General features: G+C 37.4%; 21 protein-coding genes and 1 riboswitch. Of the genes, 9 read left to right on the top strand and 12 right to left on the bottom strand.

Annotated elements, in window-relative coordinates:
- Positions 1–47: 47 nt before the first annotated feature.
- Complete coding sequence (gene ald, locus C9J37_RS08905) at positions 48–1163, bottom strand: alanine dehydrogenase (protein ID WP_107895047.1); 1116 nt, start codon at positions 1161–1163, stop codon at positions 48–50.
- A gap of 298 nt (positions 1164–1461) precedes the next feature.
- Between ald and C9J37_RS08910 the strand changes: the two genes are divergently transcribed.
- Positions 1462–1911 (top strand): universal stress protein, encoded by a 450-nt coding sequence (locus tag C9J37_RS08910; protein WP_024363791.1) that lies wholly within the window; start codon positions 1462–1464, stop codon positions 1909–1911.
- A gap of 48 nt (positions 1912–1959) precedes the next feature.
- Here the strand turns inward: C9J37_RS08910 and C9J37_RS08915 are convergent, their stop codons facing one another.
- The 5 genes from C9J37_RS08915 to mbcS form a co-directional block, all read right to left on the bottom strand.
- Positions 1960–2889 (bottom strand): class I SAM-dependent methyltransferase, encoded by a 930-nt coding sequence (locus C9J37_RS08915; protein WP_025220308.1) that lies wholly within the window; start codon positions 2887–2889, stop codon positions 1960–1962.
- Positions 2890–2977: 88 nt separating this feature from the next.
- Complete coding sequence (tpx, locus tag C9J37_RS08920) at positions 2978–3481, bottom strand: thiol peroxidase (protein ID WP_107895048.1); 504 nt, start codon at positions 3479–3481, stop codon at positions 2978–2980.
- 249 nt (positions 3482–3730) lie between these two features.
- Positions 3731–4339: an RDD family protein gene (locus tag C9J37_RS08925; protein WP_024363788.1), complete on the bottom strand. Its 609-nt coding sequence runs from the start codon at positions 4337–4339 to the stop codon at positions 3731–3733.
- Positions 4340–4351: 12 nt separating this feature from the next.
- Complete coding sequence (gene sppA, locus C9J37_RS08930; RefSeq protein WP_107895049.1) at positions 4352–5365, bottom strand: signal peptide peptidase SppA; 1014 nt, start codon at positions 5363–5365, stop codon at positions 4352–4354.
- Positions 5366–5552: 187 nt separating this feature from the next.
- Positions 5553–7139, bottom strand: coding sequence for an acyl-CoA synthetase MbcS (gene mbcS, locus C9J37_RS08935; protein ID WP_107895050.1), 1587 nt, complete (start codon positions 7137–7139; stop codon positions 5553–5555).
- A 194-nt stretch (positions 7140–7333) separates the two neighbouring features.
- Positions 7334–7431, top strand: a riboswitch (TPP riboswitch).
- Between the two features lie 92 nt (positions 7432–7523).
- Between mbcS and thiM the strand changes: the two genes are divergently transcribed.
- From thiM to thiE, 3 genes are read left to right on the top strand one after another with little or no spacing between them, the layout of a single operon-like run.
- Positions 7524–8279, top strand: a complete 756-nt coding sequence (gene thiM / locus C9J37_RS08940) for a hydroxyethylthiazole kinase (RefSeq protein ID WP_107895051.1) — start codon at positions 7524–7526, stop codon at positions 8277–8279.
- Positions 8279–9106: a bifunctional hydroxymethylpyrimidine kinase/phosphomethylpyrimidine kinase gene (thiD, locus tag C9J37_RS08945; protein WP_107895052.1), complete on the top strand. Its 828-nt coding sequence runs from the start codon at positions 8279–8281 to the stop codon at positions 9104–9106. The genes thiM and thiD overlap by 1 nt, the downstream gene beginning before the upstream one ends.
- Positions 9093–9722, top strand: coding sequence for a thiamine phosphate synthase (gene thiE / locus C9J37_RS08950; protein ID WP_107895053.1), 630 nt, complete (start codon positions 9093–9095; stop codon positions 9720–9722). The genes thiD and thiE overlap by 14 nt, the downstream gene beginning before the upstream one ends.
- A 107-nt stretch (positions 9723–9829) precedes the next feature.
- Here the strand turns inward: thiE and C9J37_RS08955 are convergent, their stop codons facing one another.
- From C9J37_RS08955 to ezrA, 4 genes are all read right to left on the bottom strand, one after another.
- On the bottom strand, positions 9830–10036 hold the full coding sequence (locus C9J37_RS08955) for an alpha/beta-type small acid-soluble spore protein (protein WP_024363781.1): 207 nt from the start codon (positions 10034–10036) through the stop codon (positions 9830–9832).
- Positions 10037–10248: 212 nt separating this feature from the next.
- A complete protein-coding gene (thiI, locus tag C9J37_RS08960; RefSeq protein WP_107895054.1) occupies positions 10249–11457 on the bottom strand; it encodes a tRNA uracil 4-sulfurtransferase ThiI in 1209 nt (402 codons plus the stop codon).
- Positions 11454–12614 carry a cysteine desulfurase family protein gene (locus tag C9J37_RS08965; RefSeq protein WP_107895055.1) on the bottom strand — a complete coding sequence of 387 codons (1161 nt, stop codon included), beginning with the start codon at positions 12612–12614 and terminating at the stop codon, positions 11454–11456. The genes thiI and C9J37_RS08965 overlap by 4 nt, the downstream gene beginning before the upstream one ends.
- Before the next feature lie 327 nt (positions 12615–12941).
- Positions 12942–14645 carry a septation ring formation regulator EzrA gene (gene ezrA, locus C9J37_RS08970; protein WP_107895056.1) on the bottom strand — a complete coding sequence of 568 codons (1704 nt, stop codon included), beginning with the start codon at positions 14643–14645 and terminating at the stop codon, positions 12942–12944.
- Between the two features lie 199 nt (positions 14646–14844).
- Between ezrA and hisJ the strand changes: the two genes are divergently transcribed.
- Positions 14845–15642 carry a histidinol-phosphatase HisJ gene (gene hisJ / locus C9J37_RS08975; protein WP_107895057.1) on the top strand — a complete coding sequence of 266 codons (798 nt, stop codon included), beginning with the start codon at positions 14845–14847 and terminating at the stop codon, positions 15640–15642.
- 20 nt (positions 15643–15662) lie between these two features.
- A complete protein-coding gene (locus C9J37_RS08980) occupies positions 15663–16142 on the top strand; it encodes a free L-methionine (R)-S-oxide reductase MsrC (RefSeq protein ID WP_107895058.1) in 480 nt (159 codons plus the stop codon).
- Between the two features lie 91 nt (positions 16143–16233).
- Here the strand turns inward: C9J37_RS08980 and C9J37_RS08985 are convergent, their stop codons facing one another.
- Positions 16234–18117 carry a sensor domain-containing diguanylate cyclase gene (locus C9J37_RS08985; RefSeq protein ID WP_107895059.1) on the bottom strand — a complete coding sequence of 628 codons (1884 nt, stop codon included), beginning with the start codon at positions 18115–18117 and terminating at the stop codon, positions 16234–16236.
- Positions 18118–18586: 469 nt separating this feature from the next.
- Here C9J37_RS08985 and rpsD point away from each other — a divergent pair, with 469 nt between their 5' ends.
- The 3 genes from rpsD (at position 18587) to C9J37_RS09000 (ending at position 22119) form a co-directional block, all read left to right on the top strand.
- The gene (gene rpsD / locus C9J37_RS08990) at positions 18587–19189 is read left to right on the top strand and encodes a 30S ribosomal protein S4 (RefSeq protein WP_024363774.1); all 603 of its coding nucleotides are present in this window, start codon (positions 18587–18589) and stop codon (positions 19187–19189) included.
- Positions 19190–19979: 790 nt separating this feature from the next.
- Positions 19980–21185 carry an iron-containing alcohol dehydrogenase gene (locus tag C9J37_RS08995; RefSeq protein ID WP_107895060.1) on the top strand — a complete coding sequence of 402 codons (1206 nt, stop codon included), beginning with the start codon at positions 19980–19982 and terminating at the stop codon, positions 21183–21185.
- A gap of 124 nt (positions 21186–21309) precedes the next feature.
- Positions 21310–22119 carry a cobalamin-binding protein gene (locus tag C9J37_RS09000; RefSeq protein ID WP_107895061.1) on the top strand — a complete coding sequence of 270 codons (810 nt, stop codon included), beginning with the start codon at positions 21310–21312 and terminating at the stop codon, positions 22117–22119.
- A gap of 74 nt (positions 22120–22193) precedes the next feature.
- Here the strand turns inward: C9J37_RS09000 and tyrS are convergent, their stop codons facing one another.
- Positions 22194–23462, bottom strand: coding sequence for a tyrosine--tRNA ligase (tyrS, locus tag C9J37_RS09005; protein ID WP_025220319.1), 1269 nt, complete (start codon positions 23460–23462; stop codon positions 22194–22196).
- Positions 23463–23483 lie beyond the last annotated feature (21 nt).

Here is a 23483-nt window from a genome sequence, read left to right on the forward strand (position 1 = left end):
CGTAACGAATAGCAACCACAGGATATATTAATTTTAGTTATTCATTATTATTGTATTAATTCATCCACATTCACATATGGCAAGCCTTGTGCTTCTGCTACCGCTTTATAAGTAATATTCCCCTCTAATGCATTCACACCTTTTTTCAATGCAGGATTGTCAATACATGCTTGCTTATAGCCTTTATTGGCAATTTGCAACGCATATGGAATTGTATTATTTGTTAAAGCAATCGTTGAAGTACGTGGCACAGCCCCTGGCATATTGGCAACAGCATAGTGTACTACCCCATGCTTAACATACGTTGGATCATCATGTGTTGTAACACGATCAGATGTCGCAAAAATTCCACCTTGGTCAATCGCAATATCCACAACAACAGAACCTGGTTGCATCGATTGAATCATTTCTTCCGAAACTAACTTTGGTGCCTTTGCTCCAGGAATTAGAACAGCACCGACAACTAAATCTGAGTGTTTCACAGATTCTGCAATATTATATGGGTTAGACATTAATGTTTGAACATCGCGGCCAAACATATCTTCTAATTGACGTAGACGTTCTGGACTTAAATCAATAACTGTTACATCTGCTCCCATACCAACTGCAATTTTCGCAGCGTTTGTTCCGGCGATTCCGCCACCAATTACTGTTACTTTACCGCGTTGTACACCTGATACACCACCTAGTAAAATCCCTTTACCACCGTGATTTTTCTCTAAATATTGCGCACCAATTTGCGTTGCCATTTTACCAGCTACTTCACTCATTGGTGTTAATAAAGGTAATGAACCATTGCCAAGTTGAACCGTTTCATAGGCAATACCTACAACTTTTTTCTCTATTAATGCCTGCGTTAATTCACGCTCTGGCGCTAAGTGCAAGTAGGTAAATAAGATTTGTCCCTCATAAAAGTAATCGTATTCCGATGCTACGGGTTCTTTTACTTTTAAAATCATTTCTTGAGCCCACGCTTCTTTTGCCGATGCAACGATATGTGCACCTGCTGCTACGTAATCTGCATCTGTAAAACTAGAACCGATACCAGCTCCTGTTTCAATATACACTTCGTGCCCAGCATGCGTTAAGGATACAACTCCTGCTGGTGTCATTGCTACGCGATTTTCGTTGTTTTTAATTTCCTTTGGAATACCAATCTTCATATTTCCAATCCCCTTTCATAACCTATGAACTAAGCAATTTTCATCAAAATACGTTTCATCGTAAATGATGCACCCCTTGCATTTCCATCTTACCAAACATGTGAAAAAAATGCTTTAATTAAAGCAAATACTAATTAAATTTACAATATTTATAAAATATCAAATAGTAAGACTATTAAAGATATAAGAGGCATTGTACAGTAAATGCCTTCACTTTTTCACAAATTTTCTTCGGAAAGTATTTCCTTTAGAAAATCATTTGATATAATATCATTATACAAATAGGGAGGTAATACAAATGGCTAATCATTATAAAAGCATTGTAGTTGCAGTAGACGGTTCTAAAGAGGCAGAGTACGCTTTTCGTAAATCAATCGATGTTGCTAAACGTAACGAAGGTGCTGTTTTAAACCTAGTAAATGTTATTGATACACGTTCATTCGCTGCTATTGAAGCATATGACCGTTCAATTGCAGAGCGTGCACAAGCTTTCTCTGAAGAATTATTAAATGGTTACAAAAAACAAGCTGAAGAAGAAGGCTTAACAAACGTAAACCTTGTAATCGAGTATGGATCTCCTAAAAATATTATTACAAAAGAGCTTTCTAAAATCGTTGATGCAGATTTAATTATTTGTGGCGCTACTGGTTTAAATGCAGTAGAACGCTTCCTAATCGGTTCAGTATCTGAAGCAATCGTACGTTCTGCAAATTGCGACGTACTTGTTATCCGTACACCAGAAGCTTAATCGCAATACATAAAAAGGTATCCTAATTCGGATACCTTTTTTATTATTTTATTTTCCTTCTTGCCACATCTTCACTTTCTCAAAAAACAGTGCAAGTGCTTGTTTATTTTGCATATTTGGTACTTTCGCCAATAATACTTCTTTCGGGGCTTTAAAAGCTTCCCCTTGCTTTTGTAAAATCACAATACTTTTTTCAAGTGCTTTATTGGCAAACATTGTATCTGGCAATTGAATAATCGCTTGAATCCAAGCATGCTTTTGGATGTACTTATGCAGTTGCTTCGACTGTTCTGATTCAAAAAGATGTGTTGGCGCTAAGAAAAATAAATAACCTCCGTCTTTCGTATAATTGATAGATTGCTCAATAAATAAATGATGAGCATAGCTCATGCCTTCAGAAGCACAAAGCTCATAATCTAGTGCTACTTCCTCATTCGGATAGTATCCGACTGGTAAATCACAAACAATCGCATCTACAGGATCCACCAATAAGTCTTGCAACGCATCTTGGCGATATAAAGAAACTGGTTGCTCTGTTAAATCTGCTGTTGCTGCAGCTAATTGGATAAGTAACTCATCTACCTCCACACCTGATGCTTCTAATTTTCCATCAAGTAAATTCATAACTGTTAACAATAAATTACCTGTTCCCACTGCTGGGTCCATGATTGTCAGCTTTTCTTTCTCTAATCGATCTGCAAAAATTTGTTCAACAAAATAACCAACTAATAAACCAAGCGTATCTGGCGTCATTTGATGATTTGGCTGGGAACCTTTGCGCATCCCTTTTAAAATCGCAATTTGAATAGATTTACGCACATCTTCTTTCGTTGCTCCTTGTTGGGAGAAATCTACTTCTCCATCAAGCCATGCTTCTAGTCCATCAAGCACACCTTCAAGCAATGTCGCATCTTGCTCTTTTTCTATTTTTTCTGCATGCTCATTCAGCATCCCAAATAGTTTTTCAATTTTTTCCATACATAACTTCCTTTCACGCAGAAAAGAGCCGTGACAAAACCTGTCACAGCCCTTTTGTCTAGTATTATCTTAGCCTAAAAGAAGCAAATTATGCTAGTGCTTTCACTGCTGCAATTGCTGCTTCATAGTTTGGATGATCTGTAGCCTCAGGTACATACTCGACATAAGTCACTTTGCCAGTTGCATCTACCACAAAAACGGCACGTGCTAGAAGGCGTAATTCTTTAATATATACGCCATATGCTTCACCAAATGACAGGTCACGATGATCTGAAACTGTTTGAACAGCATCAATTCCTGCAGCTCCGCACCAACGTTTTTGGGCAAATGGCAGGTCAACTGATACTGTATAAATTACTACATCATCGCCTAAATTTGTAGCTTCCTCATTAAAACGGCGCGTTTGTGCATCACATACACCTGTATCTAATGATGGGACTACGCTAAACAAGCGAATTTTACCTTCTGAATCTTTTAAAGAAACAGGTGATAAATCATTTGCTAATACTGTGAAATCCGGAGCTTGGTCTCCAACCTTTACTTCGTTACCTATTAGTGTTACTGGACCCTTTTTAAATGTAATTTGTGCCATGTTAACGCCTCCTAATCATCATATGTACATAATCTTACTAAATGTAGGGAAATAATTGCAACTAGGACAGCTTATCTTCATGCAATTATTGTGATGGCTTGTCAGCTACCACTCCTATTTACACTGTTCACAAACATTTTTGAAGATAATTACAAAAAAATGTTAGATGACTGTAATCATCTAACATTTTACATATCAAAAATTTACCTCACTTTGTCAAGTCACTCAAAGTTATGTTTTGCCTGCTGATCATTCCTCAGGCTTCTCCTCCAACTTTTCAGGCTCTTTAGCAGTTTCCTGAATAGTTGCTGGCGTTTGTACTGTTGCTTGCACAGTTTCTTTTGCTATATACACCTTTTCATGAACAACCGTAGTCTCCGCAAAATAATCATGTATACCTTGATTGTCAGGTAAAATCGCAACTAAAATATACAGCGGCGTAAAGATATTACTGATTAAGCGACCAATCCATTCTCTGAACAGCACATCTGACCATTGGAGTTTATCATGTTTCAGCGATACAACGCGTAACCCTAATGCCATTTTCCCTAAAGTTTGCCCGAAAAATTTCGTCATCAAAACAAAGTAACAATAATAAAGAACAGCTGAAATAATTGAGATAGGTGCATACCACACCGATTCTGATAATGACCAGTCCATTAAGTAAAATATTGGATTAACAGCAATTCCTATTATTGCAGAAATAATTAATCCATCTAGGACAAATGCCCAAAAACGTACCCAAAACCCTGCGGTCTTCAATTCATAGTTTGTCATCACTGTAGGCGTCACTGTTTTATCTAGCAATTCTTGGCTTATCGAGGGTGTCCCTTGCAAAACGAAATCATTGTTTGTCATGGTATGCCCTCCTTAGTATTCACCATATAAATACATCATTTTTGGTGCCTTGTATTCCGTCATAATTTTCATCAACATTTTTTCTTCAGCCGAAGGACCAAATAGTGAACCTACTTTCATGCCAATTAATGACGGTAAGCCTCCTTGATTATACGAGTATTCGAAAAGGACAGCATCCTCTAATCCAAAATCTTGTCGTAAAGCTGCAATTGCCGCTTGCTCATCGCCAATTTCGTCAATTAAGCCTGCTTCAAGTGCCTTTGTACCGCCAAGAATTCGACCATCTGCTACCTTTTTTACATCTGCTTCAGACATATTTCGTCCTTTTTCAACTATATCAACGAACTCTTCATACGATTCATTAATCATATCTTGCATCATAGCACGTTCTTCTGCAGTAATTTCACGCGTAGGGCTTAGCATATCTTTATGTTGCCCTGATTTAAACGTTTCAAATTTCACGCCAACTTTTTCGGCTAATTCCTGATAATTAATAGATTGCATAATGACACCAATAGAACCTGTTATTGTATCACGATGTGCATAAATTTTATCTGCTGGTGCTGAAATGTAGTAACCACCCGACGCTGCCATTGAATCCATAGACACGTAGATAGGAATTTCACGCTCTTCTTTAATTTCTAACAATTTCTTATAAATTTCTGCCGATTCCTTTACTCCACCACCTGGAGTATTCACACTTAGTACAATCCCCTGTACTGTATCATCAGCTAAAATATTATCCAATTGATTTAAGAAAAACTGGTGATCGTAAGAAACGGATTGCCATAATGAATTCGATCCAACATCTTGAATCGTCCCATCCACTTTCAAATATGCGATACGTTTTGTATGATCTTCACCTTCAATAACCGTTTCGTATACATCTAAATTTTTGCCAGCCATCACGCTATCAAAATTACTAAAGAAATCTGATTTAAAAATTGCCATAATCGTGTTAAGTCCTAATGAAAACACTAATAACACAGCTGCAACTGCTAAGGCTATCCACCTTTTTGTATTCATATAATCGCCTCCTCTTCACGTTATACGTCTAAATGTCCAAAACGTTTCATTTTTAAGTAATTTTTATGTAAAAGTTTTTCTCATGTTTATTATTTTGCCATAAATTAAATGGGAAATGTATAAAAAAATCAAAAGTTCATCATAAAGCATGAACTTTGATTTTTCGACATTATTTCCTAGGAAATAATTATTGCTGTGTGTAATGGGCTTTTTCTTGTTGTCGTAATTCGACACGACGGATTTTTCCAGATGCGGTCTTTGGTAATGCTTCAACAAATTCAATTGCCCGTGGATATTTATAAGGTGCTGTCATCAGCTTCACATGGTTTTGTAGCTTTTGAATAAGCGTATCATCACCTGTCACTCCTTCACGCAAGACGATAAAGGCTTTCACTATATTTCCTCTTACTTCATCAGGGCTTGCCACAACAGCAGCTTCTTTGACAGTAGGATGCTTCATTAAGGCATCTTCCACTTCAAATGGCCCAATTGTATAGCCTGACGAAATAATGACATCATCACCACGTCCCTCAAACCAAAAATAGCCATCTGCATCTTTATATGCTCGGTCACCGGTAATATACCAATCTCCACGGAATTGCATGCTAGTGCGTTCTGGATCCTTGAAATACTTTTTAAACAGTGCTGGGGTTTGACGATGAACAGCAATATCTCCAACAACGCCATCAGCAACAGGATTTCCAAAATCATCAATAATTTCGACTGTATTGCCTGGTGTCGGTTTACCCATAGAGCCGACGCGAGCATCCATGCCAACCAGTGTCCCAACAAGCAATGTATTTTCTGTTTGGCCATAGCCATCACGCACTTGAATATTAAAAGTTTTTGAAAACACTTTAACGACTTCACTATTTAACGGCTCACCCGCTGATACAGCTTGACGGATGGCACTTAAATTATAGTCCTGTAAATTGTTAAGTGCGGCCATAAAGCGATATTCCGTTGGGGTACAACATAACACATTGACTTTAAATTTTTCTAGCAATGACAAGTAAGTCGAAGCATCAAATTTTCCTTTATAGACAAATGCTGTTGCTCCACTACCTAACGTTGCTAAGAACGGACTCCAAATCCATTTTTGCCAACCAGGTGCGGCAGTAGCCCAGACTATATCATTTTCTTGGACACCTAACCAATTCGGTGCTGTCGTACGTAAATGCGCATAACCCCAGCTATGTGTATGAACAGCTGCCTTAGGATTCCCTGTTGTCCCACTTGTATAAGCTAAAAAGGCATGATCTGTACTTTTTGTCGGTGTGGGGTTTGTATAATTGGTAGGATGTTCCTTCATTTTTTCAAGCAATGGTTGCCATGGTGCATGCGCGTGACCAATAACGAATTGCATAATTCCTTTTAAATTTGTTACGTCGTCAAATTGCTCAATATATGGCTCATAGGCGATAATACCTTTGGCATTGGCATGTGTAATACGATATTCAATATCCTTTGTACGTAACATTTCAGAGCTAGGGATAATAGTTAAACCCGCTTTCAGTGCCGCTATGTAAACAATATAAGCTTCGACAGATCTTGGAACCATCACTAATAGCACATCGCCCTTCGTTAAACCCTGCGAAGTAAATACATGGGCAGCCTGATTCGCCTTCTCCAGTAAATTTGCGTATGTAATATATTGAATTTCTTCGTTGTCATTATAAACTATTAATGCATTTTTAGATGGATCTTGAGCATACTTTTCAATTTCCTCCACAATGTTATACCATTCTGGTGCAATTAAATCCTGTCTTTTCATCATAACTTCCTCCTTAATACTAGGTTCATTATAAAACTCATTTTTTACGATTTTCAATGGAAGGACCCTATTTTAAAAAAGTCATGACAATTATCATGGTCTAGTATATGGCATCAGTCACTGCTTTCCAAATAATGATAAAATGCTATTGAATACTACGAAAAGGTATGTTACATTTTGGTCAACTAAAATTTTCATGATTGCAGGGGGACTCTTGTGAGTTGAGAAGGTAAAACCTGACCCTTTGAACCTGTTAGTTAATACTGACGTAGGGAGCAACACACATCTTATTATTGATGAAAAGCTCTTTTTACGTGTGCCTTGTGCCCGAATGAAAAAGAGCTTTTTTTGCATGCTTACGTCCACCAAAAGAGGAGGACTAAAATGGTTTTTCAAACGATTCGTAAAAAACAACCGTTGATTCACTGCATTACCAATTATGTAGTGGCAAATTTTCAAGCAAATGGCTTACTAGCAATAGGTGCATCACCGGTAATGGCGGATGATCCGCAGGAAGTCGAAGAAATGGTATCCATCGCATCAGCGTTATTAGTAAATATCGGAACGCTTACTACACGAACAAAAGAGTCGATGTTACTTGCAGGAAAAAAAGCGAATGCCCTTGGTATACCAGTAATTTTGGACCCAGTAGCTGCTGGCGCTACAGCATACCGCAAACAAACGGTACTACAGTTATTAGACACAATTCATTTTGCTGTTATCCGCTGTAATGTTGGCGAACTTGCCGCGATTGCTAATGTACAATGGCAACAAAAAGGTGTTGATAGTGGTACTGGTTCCATATCTGTAGAGGATAAAGCAAAAGAAATAGCAAAAAAATATAATTGCATCGTGATTGTAACAGGTGAAAAAGATTTTATAACCGATGGGAACCTTGCGCAATGGATTGTTGGTGGTCATACTCGAATGACAGAAGTGACAGGTACTGGCTGTTTATTAAGCGCAATTTGTTGTGCTGCTTATATTGCGGGCAATGAGCCTTTTTCCCAATTATGTGATACATTAACGAGCTATAAAAAAATTGCTGAACATGCTCATTCGGCTGCTCAATATAATGGTGATTTTGCTGTGGCAGTCTTAAACGAATTGCATCGTTTATCGAAGGACGGTGATATTTGATGCACATTGTTACAACAATAGCGGGCTCTGATAGCGGTGGCGGTGCAGGTATCCAAGCGGATTTAAAAACATTTCAAGAATTAGATGTATTCGGAACGTCCGTAATTACAGCTTTAACTGCCCAAAACACACAAGGTGTCATGGATGTGCTACCAATTGAACAAGCCTTTATAAATAAACAATTTCATGCTCTCTTAGAGGATTTTCCAATTAGCGCCATTAAGACTGGCATGCTTTTTTCCTCTGATATTATTCGTACAATTGCACTAGCTATGACGAATTTAACCATCCCTCTTATTGTTGATCCTGTCATGATTGCAAAGGGCGGTGAAACTTTATTACAACAAGAAGCTGTGGAGGCATTAAGAAACAATTTATTACCACTTGCCACGATTGTAACGCCAAATATACCAGAAGCTGAAACATTAACTGCAAGAAAAATCGAAACCGTGTCTGACATTCGACTTGCGGCGCAATCGTTACTACAGCTAGGTGTTCAATGCGTGATTATCAAAGGTGGCCATCTAGCCAACAAAGATTTTGCTGTAGATTATGTATTTTTTAAAAATGGCAAATCATTCTCAATGCAGACTAGTCGAATTGCGACCAAAAATACACACGGGACAGGGTGTACATTTTCTGCCGCATTAACAGCTTTTATCGGCCGTCAAATGCCGATAGAACAAGCCATTGTTGAGGCTAAGAAATTCATTCAACTAGCAATTACTCATAACTTATCGATTGGTCATGGCAATGGACCAACAAATCATTTTGCTTACCAAAAATTTAAAGAAAGTTGCGAGGTGACTATAGGTGAAACGCAGTGATTTGCAGCTCTATTTTATAATGGGCACAGCGAATGCCAAAATCAAACAACCATTAGCAATACTTGAGGAAGCATTGCAAGCTGGTATTACAATGTTCCAATTTCGAGAAAAAGGATCAGATGCACTAACTGATGAACATTATGAACATTTTGCCCGTCAATGCCAAAAACGATGTCATCACTACAATGTTCCATTTATCGTAAATGATGATATTGAGCTTGCCTTAAAGCTCAAGGCAGACGGTATTCATATTGGACAAGATGATTGTCCCATCTCGCTAGTAAGAGAAAAAATTGGTGAGGAAATAATACTTGGTGTATCGGTTCATACAGCGGATGAATTACAAATCGCTATAGAAAATGGCGCAGATTATGTAGGGATTGGTCCCATATTTGCCACCACTTCTAAAAACGATGCCAAGGCGCCAAGTGGTACTGAATTTTTACAACAAGCACGCCGTCATTATCCCGAGTTGCCGATTGTAGCAATTGGTGGCATTAACTGTCAGAATACAGAAACTGTATTAAAAGCTGGTGCAGACGGTGTAGCAGTTATTTCCGCAATTTGTGAAAGTCATAATATTCACCAAACCGTTGAGACCTTTAAATCGTATTGATTAAATAATTCGAGTTACGCCAGTCATAAAAAAAGTAAAAATAAACAAACTAAAACCAGTGCCTTTTACGGTCACTGGTTTTAAGTTCAATAAATGCTTTTTTGCAATTATTGTTTTGGCATACCTTTTAATTGAGATTCTGCCATTTGTACAAGACGTTTAGTGATTTCACCACCAACGGAACCGTTAGCACGAGCTGATGCGTCAGCTCCTAATTGAACACCAAATTCTTGTGCAATTTCGTATTTCATTTGATCAAGCGCTTGTTGTACACCAGGTACTGCAAGCTTGTTTGAACTGTTGTTGTTTGTCATGTCTCTCACCTCCTTGTGAATATAGAATGTGCGATATTCGATTTTTAATACGAAAATTTTAAAGGTAAAATGTAACTCTAAAGGAAAAAGACTAGAAAATATAAAAAAACCGTCCCAAATTACAAATTTGAGACGGTTTCCTTCTTATTATAATGTCGTTATTGGTCTTTATAAGAAAAGAACATTCTTTTTAGTTTAAATCCGTAAATTTTTTATAAAAGATCTGCAAATTTATCTTTAGGCTGTTCTTTTTTCGGGAAAATGTACACTTCACGGTTTTTCACAGCACGTTCGATTAGTTCATCAAAATCAGAAAAGCTTTCATAATGCTCTACTTTTTCAAGCTTTGGCTTTGTTTTCGGACTAGCTGGGGTGAAAATTGTACAGCAATCCTCAAATGGCTGGATTGACGTTTCATATGTGCCGATTTTTTCTGCAATATCAATAATTTCTAATTTATCATTTGAAATAAGCGGACGTAAAATTGGTGTATTCGTTACAGCATTAATCGCCGTTAAACTTTCTAGCGTCTGACTTGCTACTTGTCCAAGACTTTCACCTGTCACAATGGCAAGTGCATTAATTTCCTCACGTACTTTATCTGCCACCTTTAACATCATGCGACGTGTTGTTGTCATTGACACATTGGACGGCACTCTGTCTTTAATAAGTACTTGGATTTCTGTAAATGGAATAACATGCAGGCGAATACTTGCACCAAATTTTGTTAGTTCATTTGCAAGTACTTTTACTTTTTCCAATGAATTTTGACTTGTATACGGTGGGCTAAAGAAATGAATTGCTTCTAAACGTACACCGCGTTTCATCATTAAATACCCTGCAACAGGACTATCAATACCGCCTGACAGCATTAATAATGATTTGCCGTTAGAGCCAACTGGCATACCACCTGCGCCTGGAATCACTTGCGCCATCATATAGGTTGAATCGTGGCGTACTTCCACTCGTAATTCTACATCTGGATGTTTCACTTTTACTGATAAGTTTTGATATTGCGGTAAAACATGCCCACCAATTTCGCGTTGAATGCTGTGAGAATCTAATGGGAATGTTTTATCTGTACGTTTCACTTCAACTTTAAATGTTAGCTGTTGATCTTTAAATGTATCCATGATTGTAAGCGCAAGTTGCTTCATGGCATCCATATCTTTTTCACAGGCAGCAACTGGGCTAAATGATTGAATTCCAAAAATTTTCGGTAAGCCTGCTAATAAAACATCCATCTGTGCTTCATCTTGAATGGCAATAAACATTCGGTCGCGTTCTGTGCGGATGTGTAAATGGCCTAAATCTGCAAATGCATAGCGAATATTTTCACGTAAACGGCGGATAAAGTCCATTTTATTACGTCCTTTTGTCGATAGTTCGCCATATCGAATTAAAATTTCTTTCCAAATCATAATAATCGTTCTCCTTTAAGTTCCTTCAATACTGTATTAATAACTTGTATTAATTGGGTTATATCGTCCGATGTTACATGTGCACCAAAACTAACACGAACAACACCTTTTTTAAAATGTTCATCAATATTTAAGGCTTCGACAACATGGCTTGTCTTTGTTTGTCTAGAAGAACAAGCACTCGAAGTCGATACAATCACGCCATGTTTTTGCAAAGCATTGATCAGTACCTCGCCTTTTATATCACGTACACTAAACGATAAAATATGAGCTGCACACTCTGGAGTAGATATTATATGCACAATATCACCAAAATGCGCTAGTGCTGCACGTAATTGCTGTTGCCAATTACGGTAGTTTTCAGAACGTTCATCCATTGTTTCGACTGCCATACGAGCCGCTTTTGCCAATGCTACTGCTTGAGGTACAGCCACTGTGCCACTACGTAAGCCGAATTCCTGTCCACCACCAAAAGCATAAGGTTGCCATTGCATTTGCTTACGAAAAGCTAAGACACCGGAACCTTTAAATCCATGGATTTTATGTCCAGAAATCGTAATACAATCTGGCCCATCTTCACCTTTAAACGTTAATGGAAGTTTTCCAAAGCTTTGGACTGCATCCACATGAAATGCCGCTCTACTTTCTGCATGAACGATAGCAGCCGCTTCAAAAATAGGTTGAATTGCGCCCATTTCATTATTGACATGCATTATGCTAACCAATATCGTATCTTTCCGTATTTTGGCTCTTAGCTCATCTAATGAAATAACACCTTGTTTATTGACACGTAAGTATTCTATTTCAAAGCCTTCTTTTTCAAGCTGCTTGACTGGCTCTAACACAGAAAGATGCTCAATTTCCGTTGTTAAAACATGTTTTCCTTTATGCGTATTACCGCGTGCGAAACCTAAAATGGCTGTATTATTCGATTCGGTTCCACCTGAAGTAAATAGCACATTTTTTGCTTCAGTCTTCAAAATATCTGCTACTTGCTCCCGTGCACGCATTAATAATGCATTTGATTCTACACCCATGGCATGGATTGATGCAGGATTTGCATAATATTGCTCATTTACTGCCATAAATGTTTGCATCACTTCTTGATAAGGCTTTGTAGTAGCACTATTATCAAGATAAATTGTATTAACTTTCATTATTTTTCACACACTTTCAAAACGTTGATTTAACGGTATTTATCATAACGCAATCTGTCGCAATTGACTACTAATTATTCTAATTTCGTCATTTTGGGTCCGCTTAGCATCGCTTATTTATTGCGAATATGCTGTGAATTTCAGCTGATTTCACACCATAGAAAAATATTTCGGAAAACATTTATTTAGGATAAAATCCCCAAAAAAACTAGTAAAATGTTTAAATAAAAAAGTACGGTCGTAAAAAAAAGCTACCTAAAAAGGTCACTTCACTTTTTAGGCAGCTAATTCATTTGTTATTGTCTATTTGTACCTGTCATAAAGCTTTTATGACTTTGTAAACGCTTCTTCGGCAACAATGGCCTCTATGCGTTTCAAAGCACCCGGCTCCATTTCCTCCACTGCAGTCCCTGCTTCTTCTAAAGCCTTTGCATACCGGAATTGATGAAATGCCTCTTCTGCTTCTTTTAAACGAGCATTTAACTTCGGATTTGTTGCACGGTGGCGATTGCCATATTGAATAATACGTTCGATAAGCATGACGTTTTCAATCAATTCATGTGCTTTCGCGTGAACATCCTCAACACAAAGTGTCGCTGCATTTAAGTTATTATGGACAGTTCCCATATTGAGCGGTACCTCTTGTAGACTTTGCATTACAACGTAAATATGCTCCGCTGCCTCATCTAATCGCGCATCCATCTCTTCAGGAATACCTGGAATATTCGCCTTATTTAACAGACGATCTGTTTCTTGTAACGTTTTTTTCAAGTTGTCCACTTGTGTCCGAGCCTTATTTTCATCAATGCGAAGTTTTTTCATTGTATTCGATAAATGCCCTTGCTCTTCGTGTATGCGCTCCAGTTCTTCACTAATTTCGATTAATTCCTCTTGTAGGCTTGAATAGGCCGATTTTTCCTCCGACACACGCATCGCCAATAAATCATAGCGACGTTGTAATGCTTCTAATTGTTTTAACGCAGCTTTTGGAATTTCCGCATCTTTTTCATTCAAGTGGTAACTTTGCTGGACAAATGTTGCTTCATCACTTACCAATCGAGTTGAGCTAATAACATTCGTAATCGATCCTAATAAACGCTCACAATTTTGATCGACATAATTTTTAGCAATCACTTCTTTTTCAAGTAAGTCATAAAAACGGTCTATTTCTTCATTTATTTCAGCAACACGAGGTTTCACAGATGTTAATTTCAGCTCTGCTAGTTCTTCTTTTAACGAAGCAAACTCCACTTCCAGTTTGTCCAATGCCTCTGTAAGTTCTAAATGATGCAAGTAGTAAGATTGTTCTTCCATTTCACGCTGACCATTGCGTAATTCTTGAATTGCACCTGGTAATTTTACTTGTAGTTCTGTTAAGATAGTTGGCACATCATTAATATATTCAAACGTTTGCTGAGATTCATTATTTAAGCTAATTACTATTTCACGCGCTTGTAAATAATTACCCTCGCTTGTGAGTACATCAAATTCTTCAAATTTTTGTACAAACACTTCTAGTTTTTGTTCAAGTGCTGGTAGGGCTACGCCAAATGAGTGCTGATGTGCAAGCAATGTTTTACGTGCTGATCGATAATATTCTTTTAACTGTTCAATTTCAATACGGTTTTTTTCTTCGCTGCCAATTAATTCATTAAGTTCTTCTAAGATTTTATCTTTATCTTTTTCACACTTACGAATATAATCTTCTATTTCACGCTCAATCAACGTTGCTTTTTTAAAACGAAGACGATTGATTTGGTCTTCAGCATCGAATAAAAGCGAATCAATTTTTGTCATATGTACGTCGATGACTTCATCCCAACTATTACGCCACCGTTCAAACATTTCCTCTGTTTCGCCATTCATGTTTAAAGATTTAACTTTAGAAATTTCTTCATTTATGGGATTGTTTTGTATTTGTAATTTTTCATTTTCAAGTTGTGCAATAATTGTTGTATGTTTTCTTCGCATCATTAATCCTACTATGGCTAAAATTAATAGTAGGATAATCGGAATGATGATATACTCCATCGTAAGCCTCCTATTCTACAATAAACGAATTGGCTAGTTGTATTTATTATATACTATGTTTTCGCCTTTTGTACTAAAATTTAAGTGATTTTCAGAAAAGTGTATTCACGACCTACATATTGACAGCTTCCCCTATGTCATTAAACATAGAGCGTAAATATGTATTTATCATTTTAATAGTTAAAGGAGTGTAAAATGTATGAAAAGAGACGGGCACATCCATAGCCCCTATTGCCCACATGGGTCATCTGATTCATTTACACAATATATTGAAAAAGCAATTGCTGAAAACTTTACCGATATTACATTTACAGAACATGCACCATTACCCTCTAATTTCCAAGATCCTACACCTGAACAGGATAGTGGTATGCGCCCAGATTTTTTAATGCCTTATTTTGAAGACTTACAACGACTTCAAAAACAATATGCACAGGATATTCGCATTCGCATCGGTTTAGAAATCGACTATATTGTCGGCTTCGAGCAAGAAACACGTCATTTTCTTGATACATATGGACATGTTTTAGACGACGCCATTTTATCTGTTCATTTTTTACAATGGCAGAATACGTATGAATGCATTGATTTTTCTGCTGAAAGTTTTATAAATTTTGCCCAAAAAGTAGGTTCTGTTGAACGTCTCTATCATTTATATTATGATACTGTCCTACAATCTATTGAAGCTGACTTAGGGCAATACAAACCTAAGCGCATCGGGCATCCAACACTTATTCATAAATTTCAGCTAGCCCATCATCAGCCAGTTGATGACACTGACCGCATCCAAGAAGTATTAACTACTATGCAGCAAAAAGGATATGAGTTAGATTTAAATAGTGCTGGCTTAAGTAAAACATATTGTCAGGAACCCTATCCACCATTTGCCTTTATCGATTATAGTAAAACGATTGGTTTACCTATCGTTTTCGGTTCAGATGCTCATGCTGCTGTCGATTTACATCAGCATTATAAAACTCTATTTCCAGACAAATAACATTTAAACGAGGTGCTCATATGTTTACACAAATTAATTACGAAGGATCTATTGCCAATCAATACAAGACATTAGCAAAACAATTAGATGCATTACTCACTGGCGAAACCGATCGCATTGCAAATTTAGGCAACGCATCTGCCTTGCTTAATCAATTTCTTACAGACATTAACTGGGTTGGCTTTTACCTTTTACAAGAGGATGAACTAGTTTTAGGACCATTTCAAGGCTTACCTGCTTGTGTGAGAATTCCAATTGGACGCGGTGTGTGTGGAACAGCTGTAACAAAAAAAGAGACACTTGTCGTAAAAGATGTTCATGCATTTCCAGGGCATATTGCATGCGATGCTGCCTCTCAATCAGAAATAGTCATTCCGCTTATTCAACAAGAGAAGGTGATTGGCGTTCTTGATATTGATAGCCCTATTAAAAATCGCTTTTCACAAGAAGATCAAACCGGCTTAGAACATTTTGTAGAAACACTACTTCTTCATATTTAATATTTCGCAATATTATCTTATAGCCACTAAAAAATGCCCTGAAATGGATTATAAATATATCATTTCGGGGCATTTTATAGTAAACCATCTATTATGCATTTGTTTGTAACGTCCGATCATGGATACAAAATCTATTTTTTCCATTGTTTTTCGCTTCATATAAAGCTGTATCGGCGTGTAGAAAAACCGATTGAAAAGCTGGTCGATAGTATTGATCCCATGTTATAAGACCTGCTGAAATCGTTACTTTAGGGTCAGTAGCATTCGGAATGACTTCAACTATTGTTGAAGCTAGCTCAATGGCCTCTTGCTCACCGACATTTGGTACATACACCGACATTTCTTCTCCACCCCAGCGAGCACAAATACCGCTAGCACCTATTGTTTCTTCTAATTTCACGGCAATTTGCACAAGAATTTTATCGCCTGTTTGATGGCCGTAAGTGTCATTGATGCGTTTAAAATTGTCAATATCAATAAGTAAGAACATACCTGAATGATCTTTTTTTAGGGATTTTTCTACATATTGATCTAAATAACTGCGTGCATATAATTTTGTTAAATGATCGCGGTCAACCATTTCTTGTAGCTGATTGCGTAAAATAGAGTTGGCAATCGCTAACGAAGAATGATGGATTAAAGATTGCATTAACTTAAAGCTATCAAATGAAAAGAAATAGGGCTCTTTGTGCAGTACGATACTAAAGCCATTTATTTTTTCCTCCATTAAGATAGGAATCGCCATAATTGAACGATATTCTATTTGATTTGGGGTTAATCGGCTAAAATCTGCTATAAAGAGTGGATCATTTGTATGCTCAAAATGTTGTTCAACATGTCTAATATAAGTATTACCTTCTTCTGATTTAAATAACGATGTGCTAGCATCTGTCACTTCATAGGTAGCATGGTCTTTAAAAGCGAAACAAACTTCCATTGGTTGGAAAGACTTCATTAATTGTTTTTGTAGGAAAAGTAACATTTCATTAATATCAATGCGCATATTTAATCGATGCGAAGTTTCATTGATGAGTTGTAAGTCACTTACGAGGCGATGCGATTGATGATATAATTTTGCATTTTCTAGCGCATTTCCAGATGCTTGTGCTAACATGCGCACAAAGTCTTTTTCCGTTGCTGAAAAAAGATATGTGGTTGGTGCACTCACTTGCAAAATGCCATAAATAGCTTGTCTCCCTTTTATAGGGGCGTTTAATAAACGACAATTCAAGTCTCCAGCTAGTTCAGTAGTCAATTCTCCTGATACAAAAGCTTCGATAGTAGCCGGTCTTTCAGACAGATAATCAAAAAGTTTTATATCGATAGTCGTATGGCGATCTTGATCGTTAGATAATATAAGTTCTACATTGAATTCTGGAAAATTATCGCGAATATTTTTTAAAACGTTTTCTAAAATCAAATCAATATCCATTGTTGAGTGAAATAAATCGGTCATGTTATAAAGTTTTCTATATTGGTCTTCATTTAACTTTACTTCGAGATTTTCAATCAGCATTTGTAAAACTTTTGTAAGCGTTTCTACACACTCTTCACCGTAATCCGAAGTCATAAAGTCCGTCCAAGTATCGGTGGCTTCAACAAGTAACACACCCATAGGCTCTTTGCCCTCCGTCTGGAAAAGCACCATATCTGTCATCATATTATAGGCTGTTTTTTCTTTTAATATATAAGGAAGCTTTACTACTTTCTGTTGGTAAAAGCTAGCTTCTATCATTAGCCATGACACAGCATTTAGTTTTGTTTCAATTGTCAAAGAGGCCAATTCTTCTACAGGTATTAAACTATTCCCTTCAAAACTAAGAAAGGCCGCATTTTCAATTTTCAAGTGCTTCTTTAGACACTGTTTAAATGAATAAAAATACTCATTAAAACTGACTAGTCCTCCATTCGAACTCACCCAAATGCTCAAAACATCAGATTTTATATATTTCAGCGTTTGTAAATGGTCTGTCATGAAATCACCTTTTCTATATAACGTACAAATCAATTACTATTAACTTATAATGTATTATACATAATTTGTGTCATTTTGACTATGTAATTCTACCTTACTTTTACATTTTACATTTACTACCGCATCAATAACCATTTCGTATTAGTGTTAAATTCCTCTCAAGGAAATTCCTACTATAAGTTCTTTTTAAAAATAGCAATACTAATAATTGACGTCTACGCTCTAAGCAGTTACAATGAAGTTTGTGTAAAATAAACGCAGCAGTGGTATAAGCTTATTACTGTATTTTATTCCTCAATTTTACTGAGTATTACTACACAAAAACTCTCAGTGGCAAAATAGATGGTGTATTGTGTAACCTAACGGCTGCATAGGCGAAAATACATGAAAATAAAATGCGTATAAGAATGGGTACTACTGGTTTTTGTTTTACAACAAAAAAACCAAATTTAAAGGAGGAGACAACAATATGTCTCGTTATACAGGTCCATCTTGGAAATTATCACGTCGTCTTGGTATCTCACTAAGCGGTACTGGTAAAGAAATCGAAAAACGCCCTTACGCACCAGGTCAACACGGCCCGAACCAACGTAAAAAATTATCAGAATACGGTTTACAACTTCAAGAAAAACAAAAACTTCGTCACATGTACGGCATGAACGAACGTCAATTCCGTACTCTATTCGACCGCGCTGGTAAAATGAAAGGTGTTCACGGTGAAAACTTCATGATCCTTCTTGAAACTCGCCTTGACAACTTAGTTTACCGTTTAGGTTTAGCTCGCACTCGTCGTGGAGCTCGTCAATTAGTAAACCACGGTCATATCTTAGTAGACGGCAAACGCGTTGATATCCCATCATTCAGCGTTAAACCAGGTCAAACGATTTCTCTTCGTGAAAAATCTCAAAACCTTGCTGTAGTTACAGAAGCTATCGAAGTAAACAACTTCGTACCTGACTACTTAACTTTTGATGCAGATAAAAAAGAAGGTACATTCACTCGCCTTCCAGAGCGTTCTGAACTATCTGCTGAAATCAACGAAGCATTCATCGTAGAGTTCTACTCTCGTTAATAAAACTTCGTTGCGTTTAGCAACACAAAAAGCCCTAGAAACCTTGATATGCAAAGGTTTCTGGGGCTTTTCTTATTCTTATATTCCGAACACAAAATAACATTAATTTGGGGCAAGTTGGGACTACAATGGGACTAGCTGGCGAAACCTGTGTATAGAAATAGCTGCGTAATAGCATTAGTGTTGCTGCATCAGCGTTTCTATAAAACTAATACTTTGCTTGTTCGTGTACCTAGCACTGGATACAACGGTAGGTCCCATTGTACCTGATAATTGCCGAATCTACGTTTAGCAGTAAAAATACAAATAAGCCGCAAGTCAGATTTCTCTCACTTACGACTTTCTTCCCCACAACCCACTCAATGTTTTTTCATAAATTGAAGTGAATTATCAGAATTGTTTGCGTGCCTGGCACCGGGATTTTTTCCGTACATTAAAATAACAATTATTCCCATACCAAACAACGTAAACACTATTAATATATTAACAATCAAATATCAGTTATTTACTATTCAAGTAAGGTGCAAAATAGAACAAAATACCAAAAAATATATTTTACTTTTATACGATAACATTTCTTAAAATGCATTTAAATCAACCTTCCTACTCCTTATTATCTTTTACTACCTCAATTTAAAACTTACTTTTTTGTGAAATAATAACAGTGGTAAAATTAACAATTTTAATAAAAATACGTATTGAACTTTCAAAAAAAATAGAATAATATGGATTTCGGAAGGTGGTTCGCCATCATTCAAGCAATAACAATTATTTCAAAGGGGTTGGAAATATGTCAGACGTTCTAAAGCAATTTGTAATGCCAAAAACAAACTTATTTGGACCTGGAGCAATTCAAGAAGTTGGTAAGCGCTTAAATGATTTAGAAGTGAAGAAGACATTAATCGTAACAGATGAGGGCTTACACAAGTTAGGTCTCTCAGAACAAATTGCTAACATCATCACAGCAGCTGGAATTGATGTTGCAATTTTCCCTAAAGCAGAACCAAATCCAACAGATCAAAACATTGAAGATGGAATTGCTGTTTATCATGCCGAAAACTGTGATTCTATCGTATCGCTTGGAGGCGGTAGTGCACATGATGCAGCAAAAGGTATCGGACTTATTGCTTCGAATGGTGGACGCATTCATGATTATGAAGGCGTTGACAAATCAGAAAACCCACTGGTGCCATTAATCGCGATTAATACAACTGCTGGTACAGCAAGCGAAATGACACGTTTTACAATCATCACGGATACAGCTCGAAAAGTAAAAATGGCGATTGTTGACAAACATGTGACACCACTTGTATCGATTAATGACCCAGAGTTAATGATCGGCTTACCTCCAGCTCTAACAGCTGCAACTGGTGTAGATGCATTAACACATGCAATCGAATCGTTTGTATCGACTAATGCAACACCAATTACTGATGCATGTGCTGAAAAAGTACTTCAGCTAGTTCCTGAATTTTTACCTCGTGCCTACGCAAATGGTGCTGATTTAGAAGCACGTGAGCAAATGGTGTATGCACAATTTTTAGCGGGTATGGCATTCAATAATGCTTCACTTGGCTATGTACATGCGATTGCTCATCAATTAGGTGGCTTCTACAACTTACCACACGGTGTATGTAATGCGATTTTACTGCCACATGTGTGCCGCTTCAACTTAACAGCACGTACTGAGCGGTTTGCGCGCATCGCTGAGTTATTAGGTGAAAATGTTGAAGGGATTAGCAAACGTGATGCTGCTGAAAAAGCAATTACTGCTATTGAAAAATTATCAAAAGATTTAAATATCCCAAGTGGCTTCCGTGCGTTAGGTGCGAAGGATGAAGATATTGAAATTTTAGCTAAAAATGCAATGCTAGACGTTTGTGCAGCAACGAATCCTCGTAAAGCTTCATTGGAGGACATTAAACAAATTATTACTGCTGCAATGGGACCTGTAGGAAAACCTACAGAGTCACTTGAAGCGGTTGCACTGTCTTAAAATATTAATAACAATGGCGTGTCTCCTTGAGGCACGTCTTTTTCTGTGGAACAAAAAACATTCCCTTGTTGTATGTGTGCCTAGTGACAGCTATACTTTTCTTAAAAAGATATGGGGGAAACATATGCGTTTAATTTCCATTTGTCCAAGCAACACAGAGCTTGTTGCTTACTTAGGATTGACCCATCAACTTGTAGGTGTTGATGATTTTTCAGATTGGCCTGCATCTGTGCAGACATTACCAAAGCTTGGTCCCGATTTATCAATTGATATGGATGCATTAGAAGCATTGCAGCCCGACTTAGTACTTGCTTCATTAAGTGTACCAGGCATGGAGAAAAATATAGAGGCATTACAGGAAAGGAACATTCCCCACATTGTTTTTAATGCCAACTCGTTAAACGAAATTGCGCAAGATCTTCTAACACTCGGCGCTGCTTGTGGCGTAACGGACCACGCCCAAAAAGTTGCAACGGAATATTTACAATTTATTGCCCAGCTTCAAGCGGTGGCACAAACGGTTTCCACTCACCCTACTTTATATTGGGAGTGGTGGCCAAATCCTATTTTCACACCTGGTCAAGTCAATTGGTTAACCGAAATTAGCAAACTTGCTGGAGGACAAAATTTATTTCACGATTTCGAGTTAGCGAATGTCCAAACAGAGTGGGAAGAAATTGTTCGACGTAATCCAGATTATATACTGATGGCGTGGGTAGGTGTTGCCTATGAGCGAATTAAACCAGCTCATTTATTAAAGCGACCAGGTGCTAACGAGCTACAAGCGGTTCAAATGCAACAGGTGTACGTAATGGAGGAATGGTTGTATTGCCGTCCATCCCCTCGATTAGTGGAAGGTGCACTTAAACTTGCTCAACTGCTACACCCTGAAAGCTATCAGCAAATCGCTCTACCTAATTTCTTACAATGTTAAAACAAAAACCTCCCTCGAAGTGATACATTCGAAGGGAGGTTGATTTGTGTGAAAATTGTTTGAGTGCCTGACACCTAAACAAATTTGACCATATGGTATTTTTTCTTACCGCGACGTACAATGCTAAAGGCATCTTCTAAACGGTCTTTTGCATCGACGTTGTATTCTAAATCTGTGATTTTTTCACCGTTTATGCTAATGGCACCGTTTGTCACATCTTCACGAGCTTGACGTTTTGAAGATGAAATCCCTGCTTCCACAAGTAAATCTACGATATTTTTTGCCTCTTTAGCCATTTCAATAGAAGGAACATCTTTAAATGCATCCTTCATTTCCTGTGCTGAAAGTGCTTTTAAATCGCCAGAGAATAGTGCAGCCGTAATGCGAATAGCTTGGTCTAGCGCTTCCTGACCATGGATTAAGCGTGTCATTTCCTCTGCTAAAGCTTTTTGAGCCTTACGTAAATGAGGTTCCTCTTCCACAGATACAGCTAAAGCTTCAATCTCTTCACGTGTTAAGAACGTAAAGATTTTTAAGTATTTAATAACATCCGCATCCGCAGCGTTAATCCAGAATTGGTAGAATTCGTACGGAGATGTTTTTTTGCTATCTAACCATACGGCACCGCCAGCTGTTTTGCCGAATTTCGTACCATCCGCTTTTGTTACTAACGGAATTGTAATACCAAATGCTTTTGTTTCTTCTTCATGTGTTTTACGAATAACTTCTAAACCGGTTGTAATATTGCCCCACTGATCAGAGCCACCTACTTGAATGCGACAGTTGTAATTGTTGTACAAGTGATTGTAATCAATACCTTGAATTAATGTATAAGCAAATTCCGTAAATGAGATACCTGTATCAAGACGTGAAGCAATTGTATCTTTTGCTAACATGTAATTAACATTGATTAATTTCCCGTAATCACGTAAAAATTCAATTGTACTAATATCCCCAATCCAATCACGGTTATTAACAAGTTGTGCGCCATTTCCATCTTGTGCAAATTCAAATATACGCTCTAATTGTCCACGAATGGCTTGCACGTTTTTGTCAATTTGCTCCACTGTTTGAAGCTGACGTTCTTCAGAGCGTCCAGAAGGGTCCCCGATCATTCCTGTTGCACCACCAACAAGTAAAATTGGACGGTGGCCGGCTTTTTGGAAGCGACGAAGCGTTAATAAAGGGACGATGTGACCAATGTGCATTGAGTCAGCGGTTGGGTCTACCCCACAGTATAGAGAAACAGACTGTTCTGCTAGAAGTTTTGCCATGCCCTCAGCATCCGTTTGTTGGTACAACAATCCACGCCATTCTAAATCTTGTAATAATTCGTTTGTCATTGTTTCTTCCTCCTAAATTGT

Origin of the sequence: Lysinibacillus mangiferihumi (genome assembly GCF_003049665.1) — a bacterium.
Taxonomy (GTDB): Bacteria; Bacillota; Bacilli; order Bacillales_A; family Planococcaceae; genus Lysinibacillus; species Lysinibacillus mangiferihumi.

What these genes read in the sequence shown, in the direction of transcription:
- C9J37_RS08915 (WP_025220308.1), bottom strand. Translation starts at nt 2,889, where the DNA reads ATGGAAAAAATTGAAAAACTATTTGGGATGCTGAATGAGCATGCAGAA.
- C9J37_RS09000 (WP_107895061.1), top strand. Translation starts at nt 21,310, where the DNA reads ATGCGTTTAATTTCCATTTGTCCAAGCAACACAGAGCTTGTTGCTTAC.
- C9J37_RS08980 (WP_107895058.1), top strand. Translation starts at nt 15,663, where the DNA reads ATGTTTACACAAATTAATTACGAAGGATCTATTGCCAATCAATACAAG.
- tyrS (WP_025220319.1), bottom strand. Translation starts at nt 23,462, where the DNA reads ATGACAAACGAATTATTACAAGATTTAGAATGGCGTGGATTGTTGTAC.
- C9J37_RS08925 (WP_024363788.1), bottom strand. Translation starts at nt 4,339, where the DNA reads ATGACAAACAATGATTTCGTTTTGCAAGGGACACCCTCGATAAGCCAA.
- mbcS (WP_107895050.1), bottom strand. Translation starts at nt 7,139, where the DNA reads ATGAAAAGACAGGATTTAATTGCACCAGAATGGTATAACATTGTGGAG.
- C9J37_RS08985 (WP_107895059.1), bottom strand. Translation starts at nt 18,117, where the DNA reads ATGACAGACCATTTACAAACGCTGAAATATATAAAATCTGATGTTTTG.
- tpx (WP_107895048.1), bottom strand. Translation starts at nt 3,481, where the DNA reads ATGGCACAAATTACATTTAAAAAGGGTCCAGTAACACTAATAGGTAAC.
- thiD (WP_107895052.1), top strand. Translation starts at nt 8,279, where the DNA reads ATGCACATTGTTACAACAATAGCGGGCTCTGATAGCGGTGGCGGTGCA.
- C9J37_RS08955 (WP_024363781.1), bottom strand. Translation starts at nt 10,036, where the DNA reads ATGACAAACAACAACAGTTCAAACAAGCTTGCAGTACCTGGTGTACAA.
- rpsD (WP_024363774.1), top strand. Translation starts at nt 18,587, where the DNA reads ATGTCTCGTTATACAGGTCCATCTTGGAAATTATCACGTCGTCTTGGT.
- ald (WP_107895047.1), bottom strand. Translation starts at nt 1,163, where the DNA reads ATGAAGATTGGTATTCCAAAGGAAATTAAAAACAACGAAAATCGCGTA.
- thiM (WP_107895051.1), top strand. Translation starts at nt 7,524, where the DNA reads ATGGTTTTTCAAACGATTCGTAAAAAACAACCGTTGATTCACTGCATT.
- hisJ (WP_107895057.1), top strand. Translation starts at nt 14,845, where the DNA reads ATGAAAAGAGACGGGCACATCCATAGCCCCTATTGCCCACATGGGTCA.
- C9J37_RS08910 (WP_024363791.1), top strand. Translation starts at nt 1,462, where the DNA reads ATGGCTAATCATTATAAAAGCATTGTAGTTGCAGTAGACGGTTCTAAA.
- C9J37_RS08995 (WP_107895060.1), top strand. Translation starts at nt 19,980, where the DNA reads ATGTCAGACGTTCTAAAGCAATTTGTAATGCCAAAAACAAACTTATTT.
- C9J37_RS08965 (WP_107895055.1), bottom strand. Translation starts at nt 12,614, where the DNA reads ATGAAAGTTAATACAATTTATCTTGATAATAGTGCTACTACAAAGCCT.
- thiI (WP_107895054.1), bottom strand. Translation starts at nt 11,457, where the DNA reads ATGATTTGGAAAGAAATTTTAATTCGATATGGCGAACTATCGACAAAA.
- sppA (WP_107895049.1), bottom strand. Translation starts at nt 5,365, where the DNA reads ATGAATACAAAAAGGTGGATAGCCTTAGCAGTTGCAGCTGTGTTATTA.
- ezrA (WP_107895056.1), bottom strand. Translation starts at nt 14,645, where the DNA reads ATGGAGTATATCATCATTCCGATTATCCTACTATTAATTTTAGCCATA.